Below are 17,433 nucleotides of genomic sequence, written 5' to 3' on the forward strand. Positions count from 1 at the left end.
TACGAAAAACATCAGAAGTCCAATGGCGGCAATGTTCGCAACGGACACTCCAAGAAGAAGGTAAGAACTTCTTTTGGGGAATCCGAGATCTTGGTTCCCAGGGACAGGGAGGCTTCCTTCAACCCCATGATAGTCCCCAAGCGGGGCAGTATCGTTGATGGGATCGAGAACGTCATCGTATCGCTCTATGCCAAGGGAATGAGCAATAGCGATATTGAAGAGCAGATCCGTGAGGTATATAATTTTGAGGTATCCACTTCCACCATATCCAGGATCACCGAAAAAATATCTGGTGATGTCGTCGCTTGGCAAAATCGCCCTTTGGAGCCTGTCTATCTCATTGTCTGGATGGACGGTATCGTCTTCAAGGTACGCGAGAACTCCAAGGTCATCAACAAAACGGTATACATAGCCGTCGGTCTGCGCCGGGACGGAAAAAAGGAAGTGCTGGGCCTATGGTTGGGCAAGAACGAGTCCGCAGCTTTCTGGATGAGCGTACTGACCGACATCAGGGCCCGTGGAACCGAGGACATCCTGATTACCGCGACCGATAACCTTAACGGGTTTACGGATACCATCAAGAATGTGTTCCCCGAATCCAAGACCCAGATCTGTGTGGTCCATCAGATCCGCAATGCGTGCAGGTACGTCGTATGGAAGGACAAGAAGGCCTTCACCGCGGATATGAAGCATATATATAACGCCCCCAACCAAGAGGCTGCCAAGATGGCCCTGGAGGATTTTGCCCAGAAATGGGACGACAAATACTCCTATGCCATAAAGAGCTGGAGGGACAACTGGGAAGTATGCATCCCACCAAACACATATTGTTAACTTGATTTCCTGCATCTAGCTTTGCTGATAAATTAGTATATAATGAGCAAGGAAGAGAAAATGTTTGCCCTTATCGAGGAATTTGAAGACAGTTCCCTTAACGGTAGGGATTTTTGCAAGGAAAAGGGCCTTTTGCCCTCGACCTTCTATTACTGGAAGAAAAAGAAAGCACAAGAGGAGACATCCGGGAGCGGTGGATTTGTGGCCATCCATTCTAAATCGGAAATAACTGGAAGCCTAGAATTGATTTACCCTAATGGGGTCCGGCTACGACTGGACACCTCACAACTTCCATTGATCAGCAAGCTTCTAAAGCTCTATTAATGTTTGCCCTGAGCTCCTACCACACCTACTATTTTTACCCAAGGCCCTGCGACATGCGCAAGTCGTTCAATGGCCTGAGCGGTTTGGTCAAGAACGAACTGGGCAGGGAACCGACCAGTGGGGATGTATTTATTTTTTTGAACCGAAACCGCACCCATCTCAAGCTCCTGCATTGGGAGGCCGGTGGTTTTGTGCTGTATTACAAACGTCTGGAACAGGGCAGTTTCAGTCCCCCGGTTTTTACAGGGGACAACCATTGTTTGACCTGGTCCAAATTGGTGCTTATGGTTGAGGGGTTGCAAGTGAAAGAGGCCCATCAGAAACTCCGTTATCCAAGATAAAAAAAGTGGTAAAACACTAATAAAAACAAGGGGTTTCAGCAGGTTCTATAGGATGGTTTTTGTATTTTTACACTATGCAAGAACCCCTAGAAAATCTTACCAAAGAACAGCTTTTGGCACTCCTTGAAATACAGGAAAAATCCTTGCAAAAGGAGGCCAAGAAATTGGCTAAAGTTGAGGGCGATCTTGCCAAGAGAGAGCATAGGATTTCCGAGCTTGAATTTCAACTGGCATATTACAAACGCTTGGCCTTTGGTCAGAAAAGGGAGCGCTTCGAGGGCGATAAGGACCAGATGAGCCTTCCCTTTGAAATGGAAGCGGAAAAGGCGGAAAAACAAGAAGGGGAGCTTAAGGAGAAACTCACTTATGAGCGCCGCAAAAGAACATCGGCCCATAAGGGAAGAATGGCCCTTCCGGACCACCTGCCCGTGGAAGAGATCAAGATCTACCCTGAAGGAGACCTTACCGATATGGTATGTATCGGGGAAGAAGTGACCGATGAGCTGGAGTACGAGCCTGCCAAATACTATATCAAACGCTACATCCGCTATAAGTATGCCCCAAAAAACAAAGAAGGAGTGGTAATCGGCGCACTTCCCGAGCGGGTAATCGAAAAGGGCATTCCCGGGGCGGGATTACTGGCCTCCATCCTAGTCGACAAATATCAGGACCATCTCCCGCTTTATCGACAAATACAACGCTTTAAAAGAGCGGAGATACCCATAGCTTCCTCGACCTTGGAGGGCTGGACCAGGCAGAGCCTTAAAATCATCGACATTCTTTACCAATACCTCCTTGAGGATATTCGCTCCAAAGGATACCTGCAAAGTGATGAGTCCACTATAAAAGTGATGGACCCCAATAAAAAGGGAAAAACCCATAAAGGCTATTATTGGGTGCATCATTGTCCCATTGATGGCACCGTACTCTTTGATTATCAGCCCGGACGTAGCCGAGAGGCTGCCAAGCATGTATTGGCAGATTTCAAGGGCTATCTTCAGACCGATGGCTATGTGGCCTATGATAAAATAGGAAAACGAGAAGGTGTTACCCACCTAAACTGCTGGGCCCATGCAAGAAGGGAATTCGATAAAGCGAAGGACAATGACAAAGAGCGTGCGGAAAAAGCCTTGACCTTTATCCAAAAGCTCCATGCGATAGAAGCCAATGCCAGGCAAAGGGAACTAAATCCCAAGGAGCGAAAAGCCCTAAGACTGGAGGAGTCCCTACCAGTGATCAATGAATTCGGAAAATGGCTGTTCCAGCAGATGAAACAGCAACTGGTCCTACCCAAGAGTCCCATCGGAAAAGCTTTCCTATATACCATGAACCGTTGGGACCAGCTCAGCACTTATCTTTATGACGGCATCCTGGAAATCGATAATAACCTGGTGGAAAATGCCATAAGACCCCTGGCCCTAGGAAGAAAAAACTATCTCTTCGCAGGTTCACATGATGCCGCACAAAGGGCCGCTGGCATCTATTCCTTTTTTGCTACCTGCAAAAAACACGAGGTAAATCCATATGAATGGTTAAAGTATACCTTGGAGAATATCATGACCATCAACCATAAGGACATCCGGGACCTTTATCCACAGAACTATAAAAAACTTAAAAAAGGATAAACCCGCTATAAGGTAAAGACCTTATAAGAATTAATCGGTTCTCCAAGACGTGGTTCGTGGGACGGATACCAGACTTTAGATAAAAGTCCAACCCCTGTTATTTTAAACTTACACAGTTAACGGGATAGTGTCATTTTAAACTTACACAGTTTACGGGATAGTGTCTACATTTCGTAAAATGGACCTCACATTCTGCCATATAATTTGTCATTTTGACTATTTAGACCTACCTAAACACTAGAAATTGAATTTATATGGTAATATTCTATTAATATAAATCTATTATGTGAAACCTCGTTCTCCGCTGAAAAGCCCCGTAGACTCAATGTTTACGGGGTTTTGTTTTTATGGGTGCTGAATTAGGTGTTGTTTGTAAAGTTTTTAAACTTTATTCTTCTTGAAATTTTCGGCTTGTTCAAAAATATCCTTGTAAACTTCATCACGTTGTACAGGCGGATAACCGTGTTCATCTAAAAGTAAAATTAAACCAACTTTTAAGGCAGATTTTATATCATCTCTTTTACTCCAATCTGGAAATTTCGCTTGACCATCAACCAAATCTTTCACAGCTTTGGCCAATTGTATTAATTTATCCTCAGGATAACGGAAATCGTATTTCACGCACAACTCTTTTAAAATGTCATAAAATGCTTTTTCCTCAAAATCAATTCCCAATTCATCACCAGATGTAAATTCTTTTTGTACTTCCCAAATTAAGTTAGTAAGATGCTCAGCCATTTCTTCGTAAACCTCACTACGTAAGACATCATCTTCTTTGCGCTCGTTGTATCGTTCAACCAAGGTTTGCATTTTCTTAGAGAAGTCAATTCCTTTTACTTTGTTTACCTTCTTTATTTCTCCAATTGCTTTGGCCAACAATTGTTGAAGCAATTTTATTTTGGTATTTGGCAACTTAATCTTGTCGATTTTCGCTAAATAATCTTCATCAAAAAGGTCTTGTTCCGACTCTGATTCGTCTCCGAGTTTAAAAATCTCTTGAACACCATCACTTTCTAATGCGTCCTTAATCATTTCTCGTACCCTGGCGTTCATTTGTGCTGTGTCAGGCGCATTACCTTTAGTGAGTTTAAAAACGATTGACCTAACCGCTAAGTAAAAGTGTGTATAATCTCTTTCTTCTTGAATTAGCTCCTCACTTCCTGCACAAATATCGTATGCAGCTTTCAAGCGCTTAACTAAGTCCATAAAACGAGTTTCGAGGTCTTTGGTCAACTGAACATATTCCGCAGCGGAATTTAATGTGTTTAGTTGCTCTAATGGCGTTCCATCAAAGTATTTTGAATCATCAAATTTATGTAAGACTTTGGATAATAGATCTAAATGATTCCTGACTATAATTAAAGACTCTTGGATATCCTCAAAGTTTTCTCTTTCACCTTTATTGTATTTGGCAAGAGCCAAATTCATAGCTTTCTTGATGCCAATGTAATCAACAACCAAACCTTTGTTTTTTCCTTTAAATTTTCGATTTACTCTTGAAATAGTTTGAATTAAGTTATGTTGCTGAATCGGTTTATCAATGTAGATTGAATCTAAGAATGGCACATCAAAACCTGTGAGCCACATATCAACCACAATTGCTATTTTGAAATTTGATTTTTCATTTTTGAATTGGCGGTCCAATTCTTTTCGGTATTCCTTGGTTCCGAGCAAATCATACATTTCTTTTGGGTCATCTTTGCCTCTGGTCATTATCATTTTGATACGTTCCATAGGTTTAATTTCCCTTTTGTCTTTGTCGTTTAAAACCACTCCTTCTTCTGCTATTCTTTTTTCAGCCCATTCAGGTCTTAAGGCAATTACGTTTTTGTAAAATTCGTACCCTATTTCCCGACTACTGCAAACAAACATCGCTTTCCCTTTTACAGTTGCCCCCTCGTTAACCCTGTTTTCATAGTGCTGCACAAAGTCCTCTGCCAACTTTAACAAGCGGTCTGGGTCACCTAATATGGTGTTCATTGTTGCCGTAGCTTTTTTGCTTTCTTCTATTTGGTATTCATTGGCCCCTGCTTCCGCTGCCTCTTCATAGTATTTTTCGATTTTCTCTAATTCACTATTATGCAAGGCAACTTTGGCTGCTCGTCCTTCATAGACAATTCTAACCGTAATTTCATCTCTTACCGATTCAGTCATTGTATAAGCATCGACCACGTTCCCGAAAACATCTAAAGTAGCATCAATAGGAGTTCCTGTAAATCCAACAAATATGGCGTTGGGTAATGAATCATGTAAATATTTTGCAAAACCATAAGTTTTCTTAACTCCTTCGGAAGTTACTTTTACTTTCTGGTCGAGATTTGTTTGGCTTCTATGGGCTTCATCAGAAATACAAATAACATTGGTTCTATCAGTTAGCAGTTCTGTATCTTCTGTAAACTTATGAATAGTAGTTAAAAAAACGCCCCCACTATGTCTGCCTTGAATTTTGTTTCTTAAATCGGTTCTACTTTCTACACTTACTACAGCATTATCGCCAATAAACTCCTTGGCATTGGTAAATTGTCCTGCTAATTGGTCATCTAAGTCTGTTCGGTCTGTAATAAGTATTATGGTAGGATTCTCAAAATGCTTGCTTCTCATTAACAAACGAGTAAGGTAAAGCATTGTATAGCTTTTTCCACTTCCTGTTGCACCAAAGTAAGTTCCACCTTTTCCGTCTCCTTCAGGTTTTTCAGCCTCTTTTATACTTTCGTATAGGGTGCGTGCGGCGTAGTATTGAGGATAACGACAAACTATTTTTTCATCTTTTTTTGAATTGTCAGGAATGAAAATAAAGTTTCGAATAATATCTCGCAATCTTTTTTGGTTCAACATACCCTGGACAAGTGTAAACATACTACTAATACCGTCTACATCTTTTACCGAACCTGCAATTCTACGCCAAGCATAATAAAATTCATAAGGGGCAAAAAACGAACCTGCTTTATTGTTAACTCCATCACTAATTACACAAAACGCATTGTATTTAAACAGTTCTGGAATATCCCGTTTGTAACGTGTTGTTATTTGAACATAAGCATTGTAAATAGTGGTATTTTCTTGAATAGCAGTTTTAAATTCAAAAACCACAAGGGGTAAACCATTAATGTAAATGATACCATCTGGTATACGTCTTTCTGTGCCTACAATTTCTAATTGATTAACAAATTTGTAGATATTTATGTCTGGTGGATATTTAACAATGGGGTCAGCAACAATAGAATCTAAATTTTGACTTTTACGCTGATTCTCTAAGCCTTTGTAATCAATGAGTTCAATATGGATGTCTTTCTGTTGCCTATCCTCTCTTTTTAAGATGAATCCGTCTGCCAACCATCGCATAATTTTTTTATTGCTTTCGTAAAGGTCTGTTGAGGAAAGTGTTTTAAGTTGCAGTATAATAGATTGAGCTTCGGTTTCAGTTAAACTTTCTTTTTCGTAACGATTAAGCAAATAGCTTTTTAAATCATCTTCAATTAACACTTCATCTTCTGCACGAGCAATGGTATTGCCCGTGAAATGTGGGAAATCTTCATTTCCTAAAAGCTCAATAAAAGCCTGTTCTAATTTTGCCTCTGTAAATTTCATTTGTGCTATAATTGGTTCGAACTTTTTATTCTAGATTCACATGAATATTGTAAGAGCTTTCATCATTTTTAATTTCAATCGCTTTATCAAAATAAAAGCTATACGAATTACCATTCATAAAATCATCCCACTTTACAGTTTTAATGAAAGAAGGTTCATTTTTAATGTGAATTTTAGATCCGTTGCACTCTCTATAATCCTTCTCAAGAATGTTAAACATGTTATCCTTTAGAATTTTAAAAAGTTGCCCTGTATGATGTGTAATACTTTTGCAGGTGGGATTTGAAGTGTAGTACCATTCATAATTTCCGTTTTCATCTGGAAGTACAACGCCCAAAACCGCATTTCTTTGTTTTGTATAGCCTCCTGTTGGTACAACTCTTAATGAGTATGAAACTTCCCAAGGTATCCATTGATCTTTTTCGAGCACATTGGATTTCATGCCTTTAGAAATTAGAACAACTGTAATACTGCATTGTCTTATCCTTTTTTTTAGTGAAGATTCTATTTGTTGGTCAGTAAAAGCTTCAAGACTTTCTCCATCTTTTTCGCCGAGATTGATATTGTCAGCTCCTATTTTCTCTTGTAGCTTGTCTACATAATCACGAGCTCGAGTACGTCTAGTATTGAATTTCATAAAACCATCAACATTCTCGTAATAGGAATCTTGAAGCTTAGCTACCTTTTCATCTTTATATTTATATGAAACAAAAATTTTTCTCGCCATAATCTTAAATTTTATCCATCAGGAATTTTTGAAATAATGACATATACCCATAATCTTTTTCGAGCCTTGTATTTTTGAAGTTTTCAGGAATAAAATTGTCATATATAATTTTGGTTGCAGCACCTGTACTAGCTATTGGAAGTAATATTGCTTCTGGGTGATATTCTCTAAACATTTTATATTCATCTTCAATACCATCCATCCCTCCAATAAAGACTGCTGCTGAGAAATCATTTTCTGATAACATTTGTTCTCTGAGTAGTTTTATACTAGCAGAAATACTGTCCTCTTTTTTCGTGAATACAATATTTTCAAACTTATTATTATCTTGAGGAAAACTATCTTTAAACCATAGCGACTGATATAGCTTGACGTGATCTTGAATGTTTATATCCAATTTCTCCATTACATAGTAAATCAAAGGAGTAATTGAAGGGTGTCCACCCCAAACTATTCTATGTTGCGGTAAAACTACTGTGGTTAAAGCAATAACTGCATCACGAATCGCAATAATATCTGCTGTTTCTATGTACTTTGCATCTCTACTAGGCAGGGGAATACTAGCAGATAGAAATATATTCTTTACGCCTTTTGTAGCCATAATTCGAAATCTTGTTTTTTTAATGTTTTTATATCCTTTCTGAAATTGTCATTTAACCATTCTAAATGTTTCAACCATTTATCACGTATTCGCAAATCATCATAGATTAGGCGTATAGAAACCTCATCATATCCCAACAACTCCTTTTTTATTTCAGCCGATTGACAGCTTGTTGATTGAGGTATGCCAATAGTAGGGATGTATATTATATGTTCTCCGTTTGGTAAATCTTCAGTTAAAATCTTTTCAGGTTGAACAGTCACGGTTCTGTTATTCTTCTCTGCTATATTTCTAAATTCAGTGATTAAATTATCCTGTCTCGCTGCTAAATTTCTTGCACGGACAGATTCTACTTCGGTAAGCACACATTTAACCACTGATTCAATAAATCGTCCAGAACTATCAGACACTTTATTGATAAAATCATCTTCTACTAATTGAATTGGGTAACTGATATAAGAAGATTTGTCAATATCCTTTATTTGATGGTTAGGCCATACTAACTGGACAATACCTATTTGCTTTGCACTTGCTTCTGCAAACTCTTCTTTACACCAATGACTTTCTAAAAAGCCTGGAGTATTTAGAAGCACAATAACATCACAATCTGTCATGCGATGCCACAACTCATCTTGAAAAGGTTCTCCCTTTTGAATTGAATGCGTATCGAGAAATACATCAAAATTATAAGCTTCTAAAGCCTCAAATAATTGAATAGCTGCAGCGGTAGATTCTGCCCTTCGGTAACTAATGAATACTTTTCTTGTACTTCGTAACAATTCAAAAGCTTCTAAGACAACATTAGCAATCCTATTTAATTCATTATCTGAATATTTAACGGCATTTTGATTTTCTAAAACGCACGGAATATCGGTTTCAAAACTGTCATAAAAGATTGGTAGTATCATCGTGCCATCTTTCATAAGCTTCTGAGTAACATCTAAATCCTTAAAATTGCTATTAGTGTCTCCAAAGTAAAGCGCAAACGCAGGTTGGTTACCCTTATATTCCGCTTCAATAGAAGATGCCGGAATAACTTTAATAAACTCTTCAGGCAATTTAAGATTCCTTAATTCCGTTCTTATTTGGTCAATTATTATCTGCCTTTCAGGAACGTTTGAGCCTAATGTTATGAGTTGATATTTATATTTCATAGTTTACTTCTTTTAAGTTAGTTTCCAAACGCTCCACAACCCCACGCATCAACACAGGACATAGAGGTTTTATACTATCTTTTAACTGCTCGTTAATACGTTTTCGAGTTTCTAAAGTGTGGTAAATGCTAACAATGGCTTCTTGTATTTTTTTGCCTGGAACAGGAACTTTTATTTCACAAAACCTTTCCCACTCTAAACTAGCTCTTACACTACTATCGCTTATGAACCAACCGAAGCGATTAAATTCTGGACGGTAGAACCATAGCATTAAAAACTCAGGTAACATTTCTACATCATCTTTAACTTTAAAAACACTATACGCAGGGGAGATTATGGCAGGCTCATCAAATGAATAAAGTACAACACGAACTGTTTCATCTCTTCCAACTTGCATTGCAGAATAAGCAAATTGACCTTTTTCGATAACTTTATACTTTACGAGATTAGACTCTGTTGTTTTTGCCTTTGATGGCATAAAAACTTTATTTACATTAATACCAAGTAGATTTGTATTCGCTCCTTCTGAATTTCTATTATCAACTAATTCTACTAAATCTCCAATTGGTTCTAAAAACTTGTTTTTCAAAGTATCCATATAAGAATTACAAGTTATCTGTAAATCTTCCAAGCTATTTTCATACACTTTTTGGTTTGTTAATAGCCCCTTATAAATATCAACATATATTTTTTGTTCTTCAATTGGAGGTATAGGAATTTCTATTTCGCATAGTCTATCCCAATCTAAACCTCCCCTCACACTACTATCACAGTAATACCATGATAAACGATGAAACTCAGGTCTTTGAAATTCAATCATTAAGTATTCAGGAAGCAATTCGTTTTCATCAATTACTTCAAAAACCTTGTAAGCTGGTGAAACTAATGCTGGCTTATCATCTTCATATAGAGCTACAGGAAGTCTTTCATCTCTACCAACATGCATAATGTTGGTTGCAAATTGACCTTTTTGAACTAATTTATATTTAGATAAATCTAATCCAGAACGATTTGCCACAGAAGGCATAAAGTTGTTTGTAATGTTTATACCTAACAAATTAGTAACCGTTAAATCTTTGTTCCGGTTATCTACTAGCTGAATGTAATTGCCAATAGGTTTGTAATTGCCTCCGTCGATTTTACAATTCATATCCTAAGGTTTTAAAAGCATTTATGAGTTGTTCTTGACTTTCTTTTTCTTCTTTTAATAACTCTTTAAAATCCTTTTGAATACGCTTCATTTCAGTATCAAAGTCAATACCGCTATCACCATCTATAAACTTAATGTATTTGCTAGGCACTAAAGAAAAGTCGTTTTCCGCTATGGTATCAAAATGTACAGACTGGCAATATTCAGGAATATTTTTATAGGTGCTTTTGTAATCTGTTTGTTGCCAATTGTGATAGTTTTCTGCCACCTTTTCAATATCATTAGCTGTTAATTCAATAAACTTCTTTTCGTACTCACTTCCCCAACGTCTTAAATCCATAAAAAGAACTTCTTTTTCACGCTCTCGATATGTTTTTATTCTATCATTAATTGTAACACTACGTTTGCTCTTATTGTGATTTAAAATCCAAAGGGTTACACTGATATCTGTGGTATAAAAGGTGTTTCTTGGAATTATAATAATTGCTTCGACCAAGTTATTTTCAATGAGTTTCCTACGGATTTTATATTCTTCACCGCCACCTGATAGTGCTCCATTTGCCAGAATAAAGCCTGCTACACCGTTGTCAGATAACTTGCTCACCATATTTAAAATCCAACCATAATTGGCATTGCTTTTTGGTGGTACATCATAACCCTTCCAACGTGGATCATCTAATAACTCATCCTCTCCTCTCCAGTCCTTTTGGTTGAAGGGAGGGTTGGCCATTATAAAATCTGCTTTTAAATCTTTATGTTGGTCATTAGAGAATGTATCCGCATGTTTATCTCCTAGATTTGCAGAAATACCTCGAATAGCTAAATTCATTTTAGCTAATTTATAAGTAGTAGGAGATGATTCTTGCCCGTAAATTGAGACTTCTTTTTTGCTTCCTTGATGGCTTTCTATAAACTTAATAGACTGTACAAACATACCACCAGAACCACAGGCAGGGTCATAGATAATTCCTTTATATGGCTCTATCAATTCAGCTAGCAAGTTTACTATAGTTTTTGGTGTGTAAAACTCTCCCTTTCCTTTCCCTTCTTTGATTGCAAATTTTCTTAGAAAATATTCGTAAACTCTACCTATGATGTCTTGGGATTCATCTTCTAAGGTGTTTATTTCATTGATTTTATCTACCAATGACGCTAATTTGGTTCGGTCTAAACCTAAGCGAGAAAAATAATTATCTGGCAAAGCACCTTTTAATGCAGGATTGTCTTTTTCAATAGTATGTAATGCAGTATCTATTTTTAAGGCTAAATCATTCTGTTTTGCATTTTTACTGATATAGGACCAACGAGAAATTTCTTCCAGGAAGAATATATTTTTCATATTGTAGAATTCTTTCATTTCTACATATTTCTCTTTGCCTTCCGCAATCAATTCTCTTTTTCTCTCTTCAAATTTATCACTCGCAAACTTTAGGAAAATTAATCCTAAAACTACGTGCTTGTATTCTGAAGGGTCCACTGAACCTCTTAGCTTATCACAAGCTTGCCAAAGTGTTTCTTCGATAGATTTTTCTTTTACTACTTTTTTTGCCATTATCCTTTTTTGTTTTTGCTTTGATATTAATGATTTTCAAATTGTTTAGAGTGAAAATCTAATTTTTGTTGACTTCTATAATTAATTCTTTGGGCTCGACCTTTAGAATCGTTGCAATTTTAAATAACACCTCTAAACTTGGTTGTGCTCTATTTTGCACATAGCCATTAACAGTGTTAAAACTCTTACCCAACTGCTCTGCCAACCATACTTGCTTAATTCCCTTTTCTTCCAACACTTCTTTTATCCGGTTCATCTTTTTTATTTGGGATTATAAACATACATTATTTTGTGTATAAATACATTGTTATACGTTATATTATTATTTAGTTGTTTTTCATATACTAGAATAAAAAAACCGCAATGAAGCAGTTTTAATTATTTAGACATTTTAACATTTTAATGAATAGTTTTTCTTCTTATATCAATTCGTTGTGTGGGTATCAAGAATCAATTTAAGATAAGCACATTTACTTAGATTATGTTATCTTTTTTTCAATGTCTCCCAAACCATCTTTTTCTTTTAATGTTAATTCTTGAAATTCTATTAGATTTATTTTAAAAATCTGAAACAAAATTTTTCTTGCCATGTGCTTAAGAATTAATTCGTATAAACATCTTAGAAGAAAATAGTGAAGAGCAATAGAGCTTTAATTAAAATCAATGTTTAATTCCGGAAGTAAGTTCGCAGCCTCCTTCATTTTCTTGTCAATGATTTTGGCATAAATTTCCGTAGTTCTTATTTCACGGTGACCAAGACGTTTGGAAACCGTATAGATGTCCGCTCCATTTTCTAATAGCAGTACCGCATTGGTATGCCTGGCGGAATGGAAGGTGATGTGCTTGTTAATACCGGCAAACATACACCAACGTAGGAGCTGTAAGTTCATATGGGCACTATATCGAAGGCCTTTAAAGACGCGGTCATTGGGACCTCTACGTTCCCCTAATAGCTCCCTAGCTTGTTCTGAAATATATAAGTATTCAACGCCCTCTGTTTTCTTTTGCTGAAACACAATGCGGTAAATAAGATCCCCGGAATTGTCCGTACCCTCATCACGTACCTCGGACCACTTTAGTTTATTAATGTCGGACCAGCGTATCCCCGATAAGGTGGAAAAGAGAAAGGCACGTTTTAATAATGGAATAGAGCAGGGAGTCTGGGATAGTTTTTGAAGTTCATCTGAAGTAAGATACTCCCTGGTGGATTCTCCCGCTGTAAAACCTTTAACCTTCTTAATGAGGTTCTCCTTTAGGTACCCTTCTTCAAAAGCGGCATTTAAACAAGCCTTAAATTTATTGTAGTACGTATTTTTGGTGTTTTGGGATAACTTCTTTTTGCTCTGTGTAACAGCAACGGTATCCAGGTATTTCTTATAACCTTTAATAAAATCGACATCAATATCGTCAAAAGTTATGGTAGGGGAGCAATAGGCTTCTAGATGTTTCTGTGCAGCATCCCAATTGTCATAATTGCCTTTGGACTGGTAGCGTTCCTCTTTCTTCTGAATATAAAAGTCTAATAAACTAACTTTTCCTTTGGTGTCGTTTTTAAGGTCATACTTCCCCTGATAGACTTCAGCCTTTCTTATTGTCAGTATTTGTTCAGCAAGCTCCAAGGTTTCCTTGTTTTTCTTTATTTCAGCATCGGTCTTGGGATCGGTTGTGAGATAGAGCTCTAGATATTCAAAATCCCTTAGATGTTTTGTTTTTCCTTCCGGAGTTAATCTATGTCCTTTATAGTATTCAATATATAGGCTAGACATTCCGCTTTTTAGCTTTTTCTTTCTGAGATGGACTTTCATACGAGGTGCATTTTTTACACCTCAGGTGTAATAAATTATTGCGAGGTGTAAATGAGATGTAAAAAAGTACAAAAAATAAATAACTATAAGAAAGTAAAACTCTTAAAGTTATTAACAAATAATTGATTTTCAGATACTTACAATTAAATGGTGTTATATGATTTCAAATAAAATGAATGTCTATTTCCCGATACAGAAATTAGCAAAAATATTCCCCAATAAATCGTCACTAGTGATCTCTCCCGTGATCTCGCCAAAGTGAAATAGGGCTTGGCGAATGTCTATGGCCAATAGATCGGCGGGCGTATCCTCGTCCATGCCAAACTGCACCCTTTCTACCTCTTCCAATGCCTTTAGGAGGGAGTTGTAGTGTCTTGTATTGGTAACGATGGTTTCGTTGTTGCGCAGGGCTCCTGTGTTGACGAACTCTAACAGCCGCTCTTTTAAGGTATCTACGCCTTCACCGGTTTTTGCCGAAATAAAATAGAGGTTTGGGATTTGCTGGTGAAGCGATTCTTGTTCCTCGGCGCTGATCAGATCGGCTTTGTTCCCTAATATCAATAAAGGTTTTTGCGGGTATTTGTTCTTTATCTTTTCGAGTTCAACTTTTAGTTTTTCGATATCAAATTCTGACTGTAGTACGGAAGAACCATCTAACATAAATATAACAACCTGTGATTGTTCTATTTTTTCGAAGGTTTTCTTAATCCCTATGCTTTCTACCACATCTTTTGTATCCCTGATTCCTGCAGTATCTATAAACCTAAATCCAATTCCACCTATGGAAATTTCATCTTCAATGGTATCTCTAGTAGTCCCGGCAATATCACTAACAATAGCTCGTTCTTCGTTCAGCAGTGCATTTAATAAGGTAGATTTACCAACGTTGGGCTCTCCAACAATAGCAATCGGAATCCCGTTCTTAATCACGTTCCCTACGGCAAAAGAGTCGATTAGTCTTTTTAGTACTTCCTGAATTCTACGCAGTAGGTCCTTAAACTGACTCCTATCGGCAAACTCCACATCTTCCTCCGCAAAATCGAGTTCCAGTTCTATTAAGGAAGCAAAATTCAGCAGTTCATCGCGTAATTTTTTAATCTCGTTGCTAAACCCACCTCGCATTTGTTGCATGGCGATTTGGTGGCTTGCCTCATTGTCAGAGGCAATAAGATCTGCTACTGCTTCGGCCTGACTAAGGTCTAGTTTTCCGTTTAAAAAGGCCCTGAGGGTAAATTCTCCTGCATCGGCGGTCCTACAGCCATTTCGCAAGAACAGTTGAATTATTTGTTGTTGTATATAAGGTGACCCATGACAGGATATTTCTACCACATCTTCACCGGTATAAGAATTTGGTCCTTGAAAAACTGAGACCAATACTTCATCCAAGATTCTATCATTTTCCACAATATGGCCTAGATGAATGGTATGGGTTTTTTGTTTTACTAAATCTTTTCCTCGAACCGATTTAAAAAAAGGAGCAGCCAGGGCAATGGCCGATTTTCCTGAAATACGGATTACCGCTATGGCTCCGGCCCCAGAAGGGGTGGCTAATGCTATAATGTTGTCGTTGGGGGTCATATCTTTTAATTGGTGTAAAAATACAATATATAAATTTCTGAACACAGTGGTTCCTTTAAAAAACAATCCCCCAAAAGATATGATTGGTCGCTGTCTTATCTATTAGCTGAAATAGAAATGATTATCCTCTAAAACAATGATCGCTTTGTATTTTATGTAACATTAGACTTACTTTATAGTCTAATAAATATATATTCATTTTAAAGGATCTTAAAATACGAGAAAAGCCATGAAGGAGCAGAATAATCAATTATTGGTATTGACCCATTTAAGTCAGCTATTAGATTTGGTGACCGGTTTTGGTGGGTTTATAGTGCCGCTTGTGATATGGCTTACAAAACGGGATAGCATTGTGGGTATGGATGAAAATGGAAAATCTATCATCAATTTTCAATTGAGTATGTTTCTCTATGCGATTATTAGCATTCCATTTATATTATTTTGTGGTGTCGGGATTGTAGGACTTATTGCCGTAGGGATCATGTGTTTAATATTTCCAATTGTCAATGCCGTAAAAGTTTCTAATGGAGAAATTCCAAAGTACCCTTTGAGTATAAAGTTTATTCTATAAGGGTTTTAGTCCGAAAAAAGAATTCTTGTTAGGCGATCCTTTACAATAAGACACTTTATCAGGATCTAATGAAAGTCTGTTATAGAATGAGCATGACCGAAAATTGATTGCATATACGAATTACATAGGACCATTAAAAAACAATAAATAGCTATTTCTGAAAAGTCGTTTTGTTTTAAATGACTACCTGTATATTGCGTTAGGGACCGCGGCGGCATCCCCGCAGCAGAGCAAGGGATATAGCCAAGGGCCCGCCCGACGCAGGAGGGAACGCCCAAAACATTATGCTAATTCTTAGGAGAAAAGATTCCATAAAAAAGCCGCACTGTATCATACAGCGCGGCTTTTTCTATAAAAAATCGGTTATTTTAATTGTTGAGCATCACCGGCATTACCAACATGGTAACGTTTTCTCCTTCGTCCAAGCCATCAACAGGGGTTAGGATACCCGCTCTGTTAGGAAGGCTCATTTCTAATTGCACGTCCTCAGAAGTAAGGTTGTTCAGCATCTCTACCAAAAACCTAGAGTTGAATCCGATTTGCATATCGTCTCCTTGGTAAGAACAGGTCAAACGTTCTTCGGCCTTGTTGCTATAATCGATATCCTCTGCAGAAATGTTTAATTCGGCTCCTGCAATTTTTAATCGGATCTGGTGCGTAGTCTTATTAGAGAATATAGACACCCTTCTTACGGAGCTTAAGATCTGATTGCGGGAAATAGCCAGTTTGTTTGGATTTTCTTTAGGTATAACAGCTTCATAGTTAGGGTATTTACCGTCTATAAGCCTACAGATCAATACCGTATTTTCAAAGCTAAACTTGGCATTGCTTTCATTGTATTCAATAACCACATCGGTTTCGCTACCTCCTAAAATACCCTTTAAAAGGTTCAATGGTTTTTTAGGCATAATAAATTCTGCAACTTGTGAGGCCGATACATCGGTACGTTGGTATTTTACCAATTTATGGGCATCGGTAGCAACAAAAGTTAAATTTTCTGGAGAAAACTGAAAAAAGACACCGCTCATCACAGGTCTTAGGTCATCGTTTCCGGCAGCAAAAATAGTTTTATTAATGGCAGTGGCCAAGATATCGCCTTCGAGGGTGGTAGACGTAGGATTAGAAAGTTCTATGGCCTTAGGAAATTCTGCCCCATCGGCATAGGCCAAGGCGTATTTACCGTGGTTAGAGCTGATCTCTACGGTGTTGTTGTCTTCCACAACAAAAGTCAATGGTTGTTCCGGAAAAGTCTTTAAGATTTCTAACAAAAGTCTTGCAGGAACAGCGATAACGCCCTCACTATTGGAGTCCACATCTAAGATAGAGCTCATGGTTGTCTCCAAATCCGAAGCAGATACCTTAAGTTGATTCTGCTTTAGATCGAAAAGGAAATTATCCAGAATAGGTAAGGTGTTACTGTTGTTGATAACGCCTCCTAAAACTTGAAGCTGTTTAAGTAAATAGGTGCTAGATACTATAAATTTCATTCGTTTATTGTTTTTTAAGGAACCCCATGATTATAAAATTAAATATAAAGAACGGTTGGTTAATAACCGCTCTATTTTGTAAAATTCCTTGAATCT

15 protein-coding genes are annotated in these 17,433 nt (G+C 37.4%); 5 read left to right on the forward strand and 10 right to left on the reverse strand.

Annotated features, from left to right (window positions below; all coding sequences use genetic code 11):
- From HCG49_RS14770 to tnpC, 4 genes are all read left to right on the forward strand, one after another.
- A partial coding sequence (locus HCG49_RS14770) for an IS256 family transposase (protein WP_240938715.1) occupies positions 1-834 on the forward strand: 834 nt, incomplete at its 5' end.
- Between the two features lie 42 nt (positions 835-876).
- A complete protein-coding gene (tnpA, locus tag HCG49_RS14775; RefSeq protein WP_168470300.1) occupies positions 877-1,158 on the forward strand; it encodes an IS66 family insertion sequence element accessory protein TnpA in 282 nt (93 codons plus the stop codon).
- Between the two features lie 53 nt (positions 1,159-1,211).
- Entirely contained in the window at positions 1,212-1,499 is a 288-nt protein-coding gene (tnpB, locus tag HCG49_RS18855; RefSeq protein WP_410488999.1) for an IS66 family insertion sequence element accessory protein TnpB, read from the forward strand.
- A gap of 74 nt (positions 1,500-1,573) precedes the next feature.
- Positions 1,574-3,124, forward strand: a complete 1,551-nt coding sequence (gene tnpC / locus HCG49_RS14785) for an IS66 family transposase (protein WP_168470302.1) — start codon at positions 1,574-1,576, stop codon at positions 3,122-3,124.
- Positions 3,125-3,505: 381 nt separating this feature from the next.
- Here the strand turns inward: tnpC and HCG49_RS14790 are convergent, their stop codons facing one another.
- The 9 genes from HCG49_RS14790 to mnmE all read right to left on the reverse strand — a co-directional run bounded on the left by HCG49_RS14790 (position 3,506) and on the right by mnmE (position 15,279).
- Positions 3,506-6,712 carry a type I restriction endonuclease subunit R gene (locus HCG49_RS14790; RefSeq protein WP_168470303.1) on the reverse strand — a complete coding sequence of 1,069 codons (3,207 nt, stop codon included), beginning with the start codon at positions 6,710-6,712 and terminating at the stop codon, positions 3,506-3,508.
- A 25-nt stretch (positions 6,713-6,737) separates the two neighbouring features.
- Entirely contained in the window at positions 6,738-7,439 is a 702-nt protein-coding gene (locus tag HCG49_RS14795) for a TIR domain-containing protein (protein WP_168470304.1), read from the reverse strand.
- 4 nt (positions 7,440-7,443) lie between these two features.
- Positions 7,444-8,040, reverse strand: a complete 597-nt coding sequence (locus tag HCG49_RS14800) for a hypothetical protein (protein ID WP_168470305.1) — start codon at positions 8,038-8,040, stop codon at positions 7,444-7,446.
- Positions 8,022-9,194, reverse strand: coding sequence for a toll/interleukin-1 receptor domain-containing protein (locus HCG49_RS14805; protein ID WP_168470306.1), 1,173 nt, complete (start codon positions 9,192-9,194; stop codon positions 8,022-8,024). The genes HCG49_RS14800 and HCG49_RS14805 overlap by 19 nt, the downstream gene beginning before the upstream one ends.
- Positions 9,184-10,344 (reverse strand): restriction endonuclease subunit S, encoded by a 1,161-nt coding sequence (locus HCG49_RS14810; RefSeq protein WP_168470307.1) that lies wholly within the window; start codon positions 10,342-10,344, stop codon positions 9,184-9,186. The genes HCG49_RS14805 and HCG49_RS14810 overlap by 11 nt, the downstream gene beginning before the upstream one ends.
- Positions 10,334-11,896, reverse strand: a complete 1,563-nt coding sequence (locus tag HCG49_RS14815) for a type I restriction-modification system subunit M (RefSeq protein ID WP_168470308.1) — start codon at positions 11,894-11,896, stop codon at positions 10,334-10,336. Before HCG49_RS14815 ends, HCG49_RS14810 begins: the two co-directional genes overlap by 11 nt.
- Positions 11,897-11,954: 58 nt before the next feature.
- Positions 11,955-12,152, reverse strand: a complete 198-nt coding sequence (locus HCG49_RS14820) for a helix-turn-helix domain-containing protein (RefSeq protein WP_168470309.1) — start codon at positions 12,150-12,152, stop codon at positions 11,955-11,957.
- Between the two features lie 394 nt (positions 12,153-12,546).
- The gene (locus HCG49_RS14825; RefSeq protein ID WP_168470310.1) at positions 12,547-13,701 is read right to left on the reverse strand and encodes a site-specific integrase; all 1,155 of its coding nucleotides are present in this window, start codon (positions 13,699-13,701) and stop codon (positions 12,547-12,549) included.
- Between the two features lie 180 nt (positions 13,702-13,881).
- A complete protein-coding gene (gene mnmE, locus HCG49_RS14830; protein ID WP_168470371.1) occupies positions 13,882-15,279 on the reverse strand; it encodes a tRNA uridine-5-carboxymethylaminomethyl(34) synthesis GTPase MnmE in 1,398 nt (465 codons plus the stop codon).
- 229 nt (positions 15,280-15,508) lie between these two features.
- Between mnmE and HCG49_RS14835 the strand changes: the two genes are divergently transcribed.
- A complete protein-coding gene (locus tag HCG49_RS14835) occupies positions 15,509-15,850 on the forward strand; it encodes a DUF4870 domain-containing protein (protein WP_168470311.1) in 342 nt (113 codons plus the stop codon).
- A gap of 368 nt (positions 15,851-16,218) precedes the next feature.
- On the opposite strand, the gene dnaN is transcribed toward HCG49_RS14835, so the two are convergent.
- Complete coding sequence (gene dnaN, locus HCG49_RS14840) at positions 16,219-17,337, reverse strand: DNA polymerase III subunit beta (RefSeq protein WP_168470312.1); 1,119 nt, start codon at positions 17,335-17,337, stop codon at positions 16,219-16,221.
- Between the last annotated feature and the right edge of the window lie 96 nt (positions 17,338-17,433).

Origin of the sequence: Arenibacter sp. 6A1, from assembly GCF_012272855.1 — a bacterium.
GTDB lineage: Bacteria > Bacteroidota > Bacteroidia > Flavobacteriales > Flavobacteriaceae > Arenibacter.

Excerpts from the sequence above, each read along its gene's own strand:
- tnpA (WP_168470300.1), top strand. The coding sequence starts at position 877 with ATGAGCAAGGAAGAGAAAATGTTTGCCCTTATCGAGGAATTTGAAGAC.
- tnpB (WP_410488999.1), top strand. The coding sequence starts at position 1,212 with ATGCGCAAGTCGTTCAATGGCCTGAGCGGTTTGGTCAAGAACGAACTG.
- tnpC (WP_168470302.1), top strand. The coding sequence starts at position 1,574 with ATGCAAGAACCCCTAGAAAATCTTACCAAAGAACAGCTTTTGGCACTC.
- HCG49_RS14790 (WP_168470303.1), bottom strand. The coding sequence starts at position 6,712 with ATGAAATTTACAGAGGCAAAATTAGAACAGGCTTTTATTGAGCTTTTA.
- HCG49_RS14795 (WP_168470304.1), bottom strand. The coding sequence starts at position 7,439 with ATGGCGAGAAAAATTTTTGTTTCATATAAATATAAAGATGAAAAGGTA.
- HCG49_RS14800 (WP_168470305.1), bottom strand. The coding sequence starts at position 8,040 with ATGGCTACAAAAGGCGTAAAGAATATATTTCTATCTGCTAGTATTCCC.
- HCG49_RS14805 (WP_168470306.1), bottom strand. The coding sequence starts at position 9,194 with ATGAAATATAAATATCAACTCATAACATTAGGCTCAAACGTTCCTGAA.
- HCG49_RS14810 (WP_168470307.1), bottom strand. The coding sequence starts at position 10,344 with ATGAATTGTAAAATCGACGGAGGCAATTACAAACCTATTGGCAATTAC.
- HCG49_RS14815 (WP_168470308.1), bottom strand. The coding sequence starts at position 11,896 with ATGGCAAAAAAAGTAGTAAAAGAAAAATCTATCGAAGAAACACTTTGG.
- HCG49_RS14820 (WP_168470309.1), bottom strand. The coding sequence starts at position 12,152 with ATGAACCGGATAAAAGAAGTGTTGGAAGAAAAGGGAATTAAGCAAGTA.
- HCG49_RS14825 (WP_168470310.1), bottom strand. The coding sequence starts at position 13,701 with ATGAAAGTCCATCTCAGAAAGAAAAAGCTAAAAAGCGGAATGTCTAGC.
- mnmE (WP_168470371.1), bottom strand. The coding sequence starts at position 15,279 with ATGACCCCCAACGACAACATTATAGCATTAGCCACCCCTTCTGGGGCC.
- HCG49_RS14835 (WP_168470311.1), top strand. The coding sequence starts at position 15,509 with ATGAAGGAGCAGAATAATCAATTATTGGTATTGACCCATTTAAGTCAG.
- dnaN (WP_168470312.1), bottom strand. The coding sequence starts at position 17,337 with ATGAAATTTATAGTATCTAGCACCTATTTACTTAAACAGCTTCAAGTT.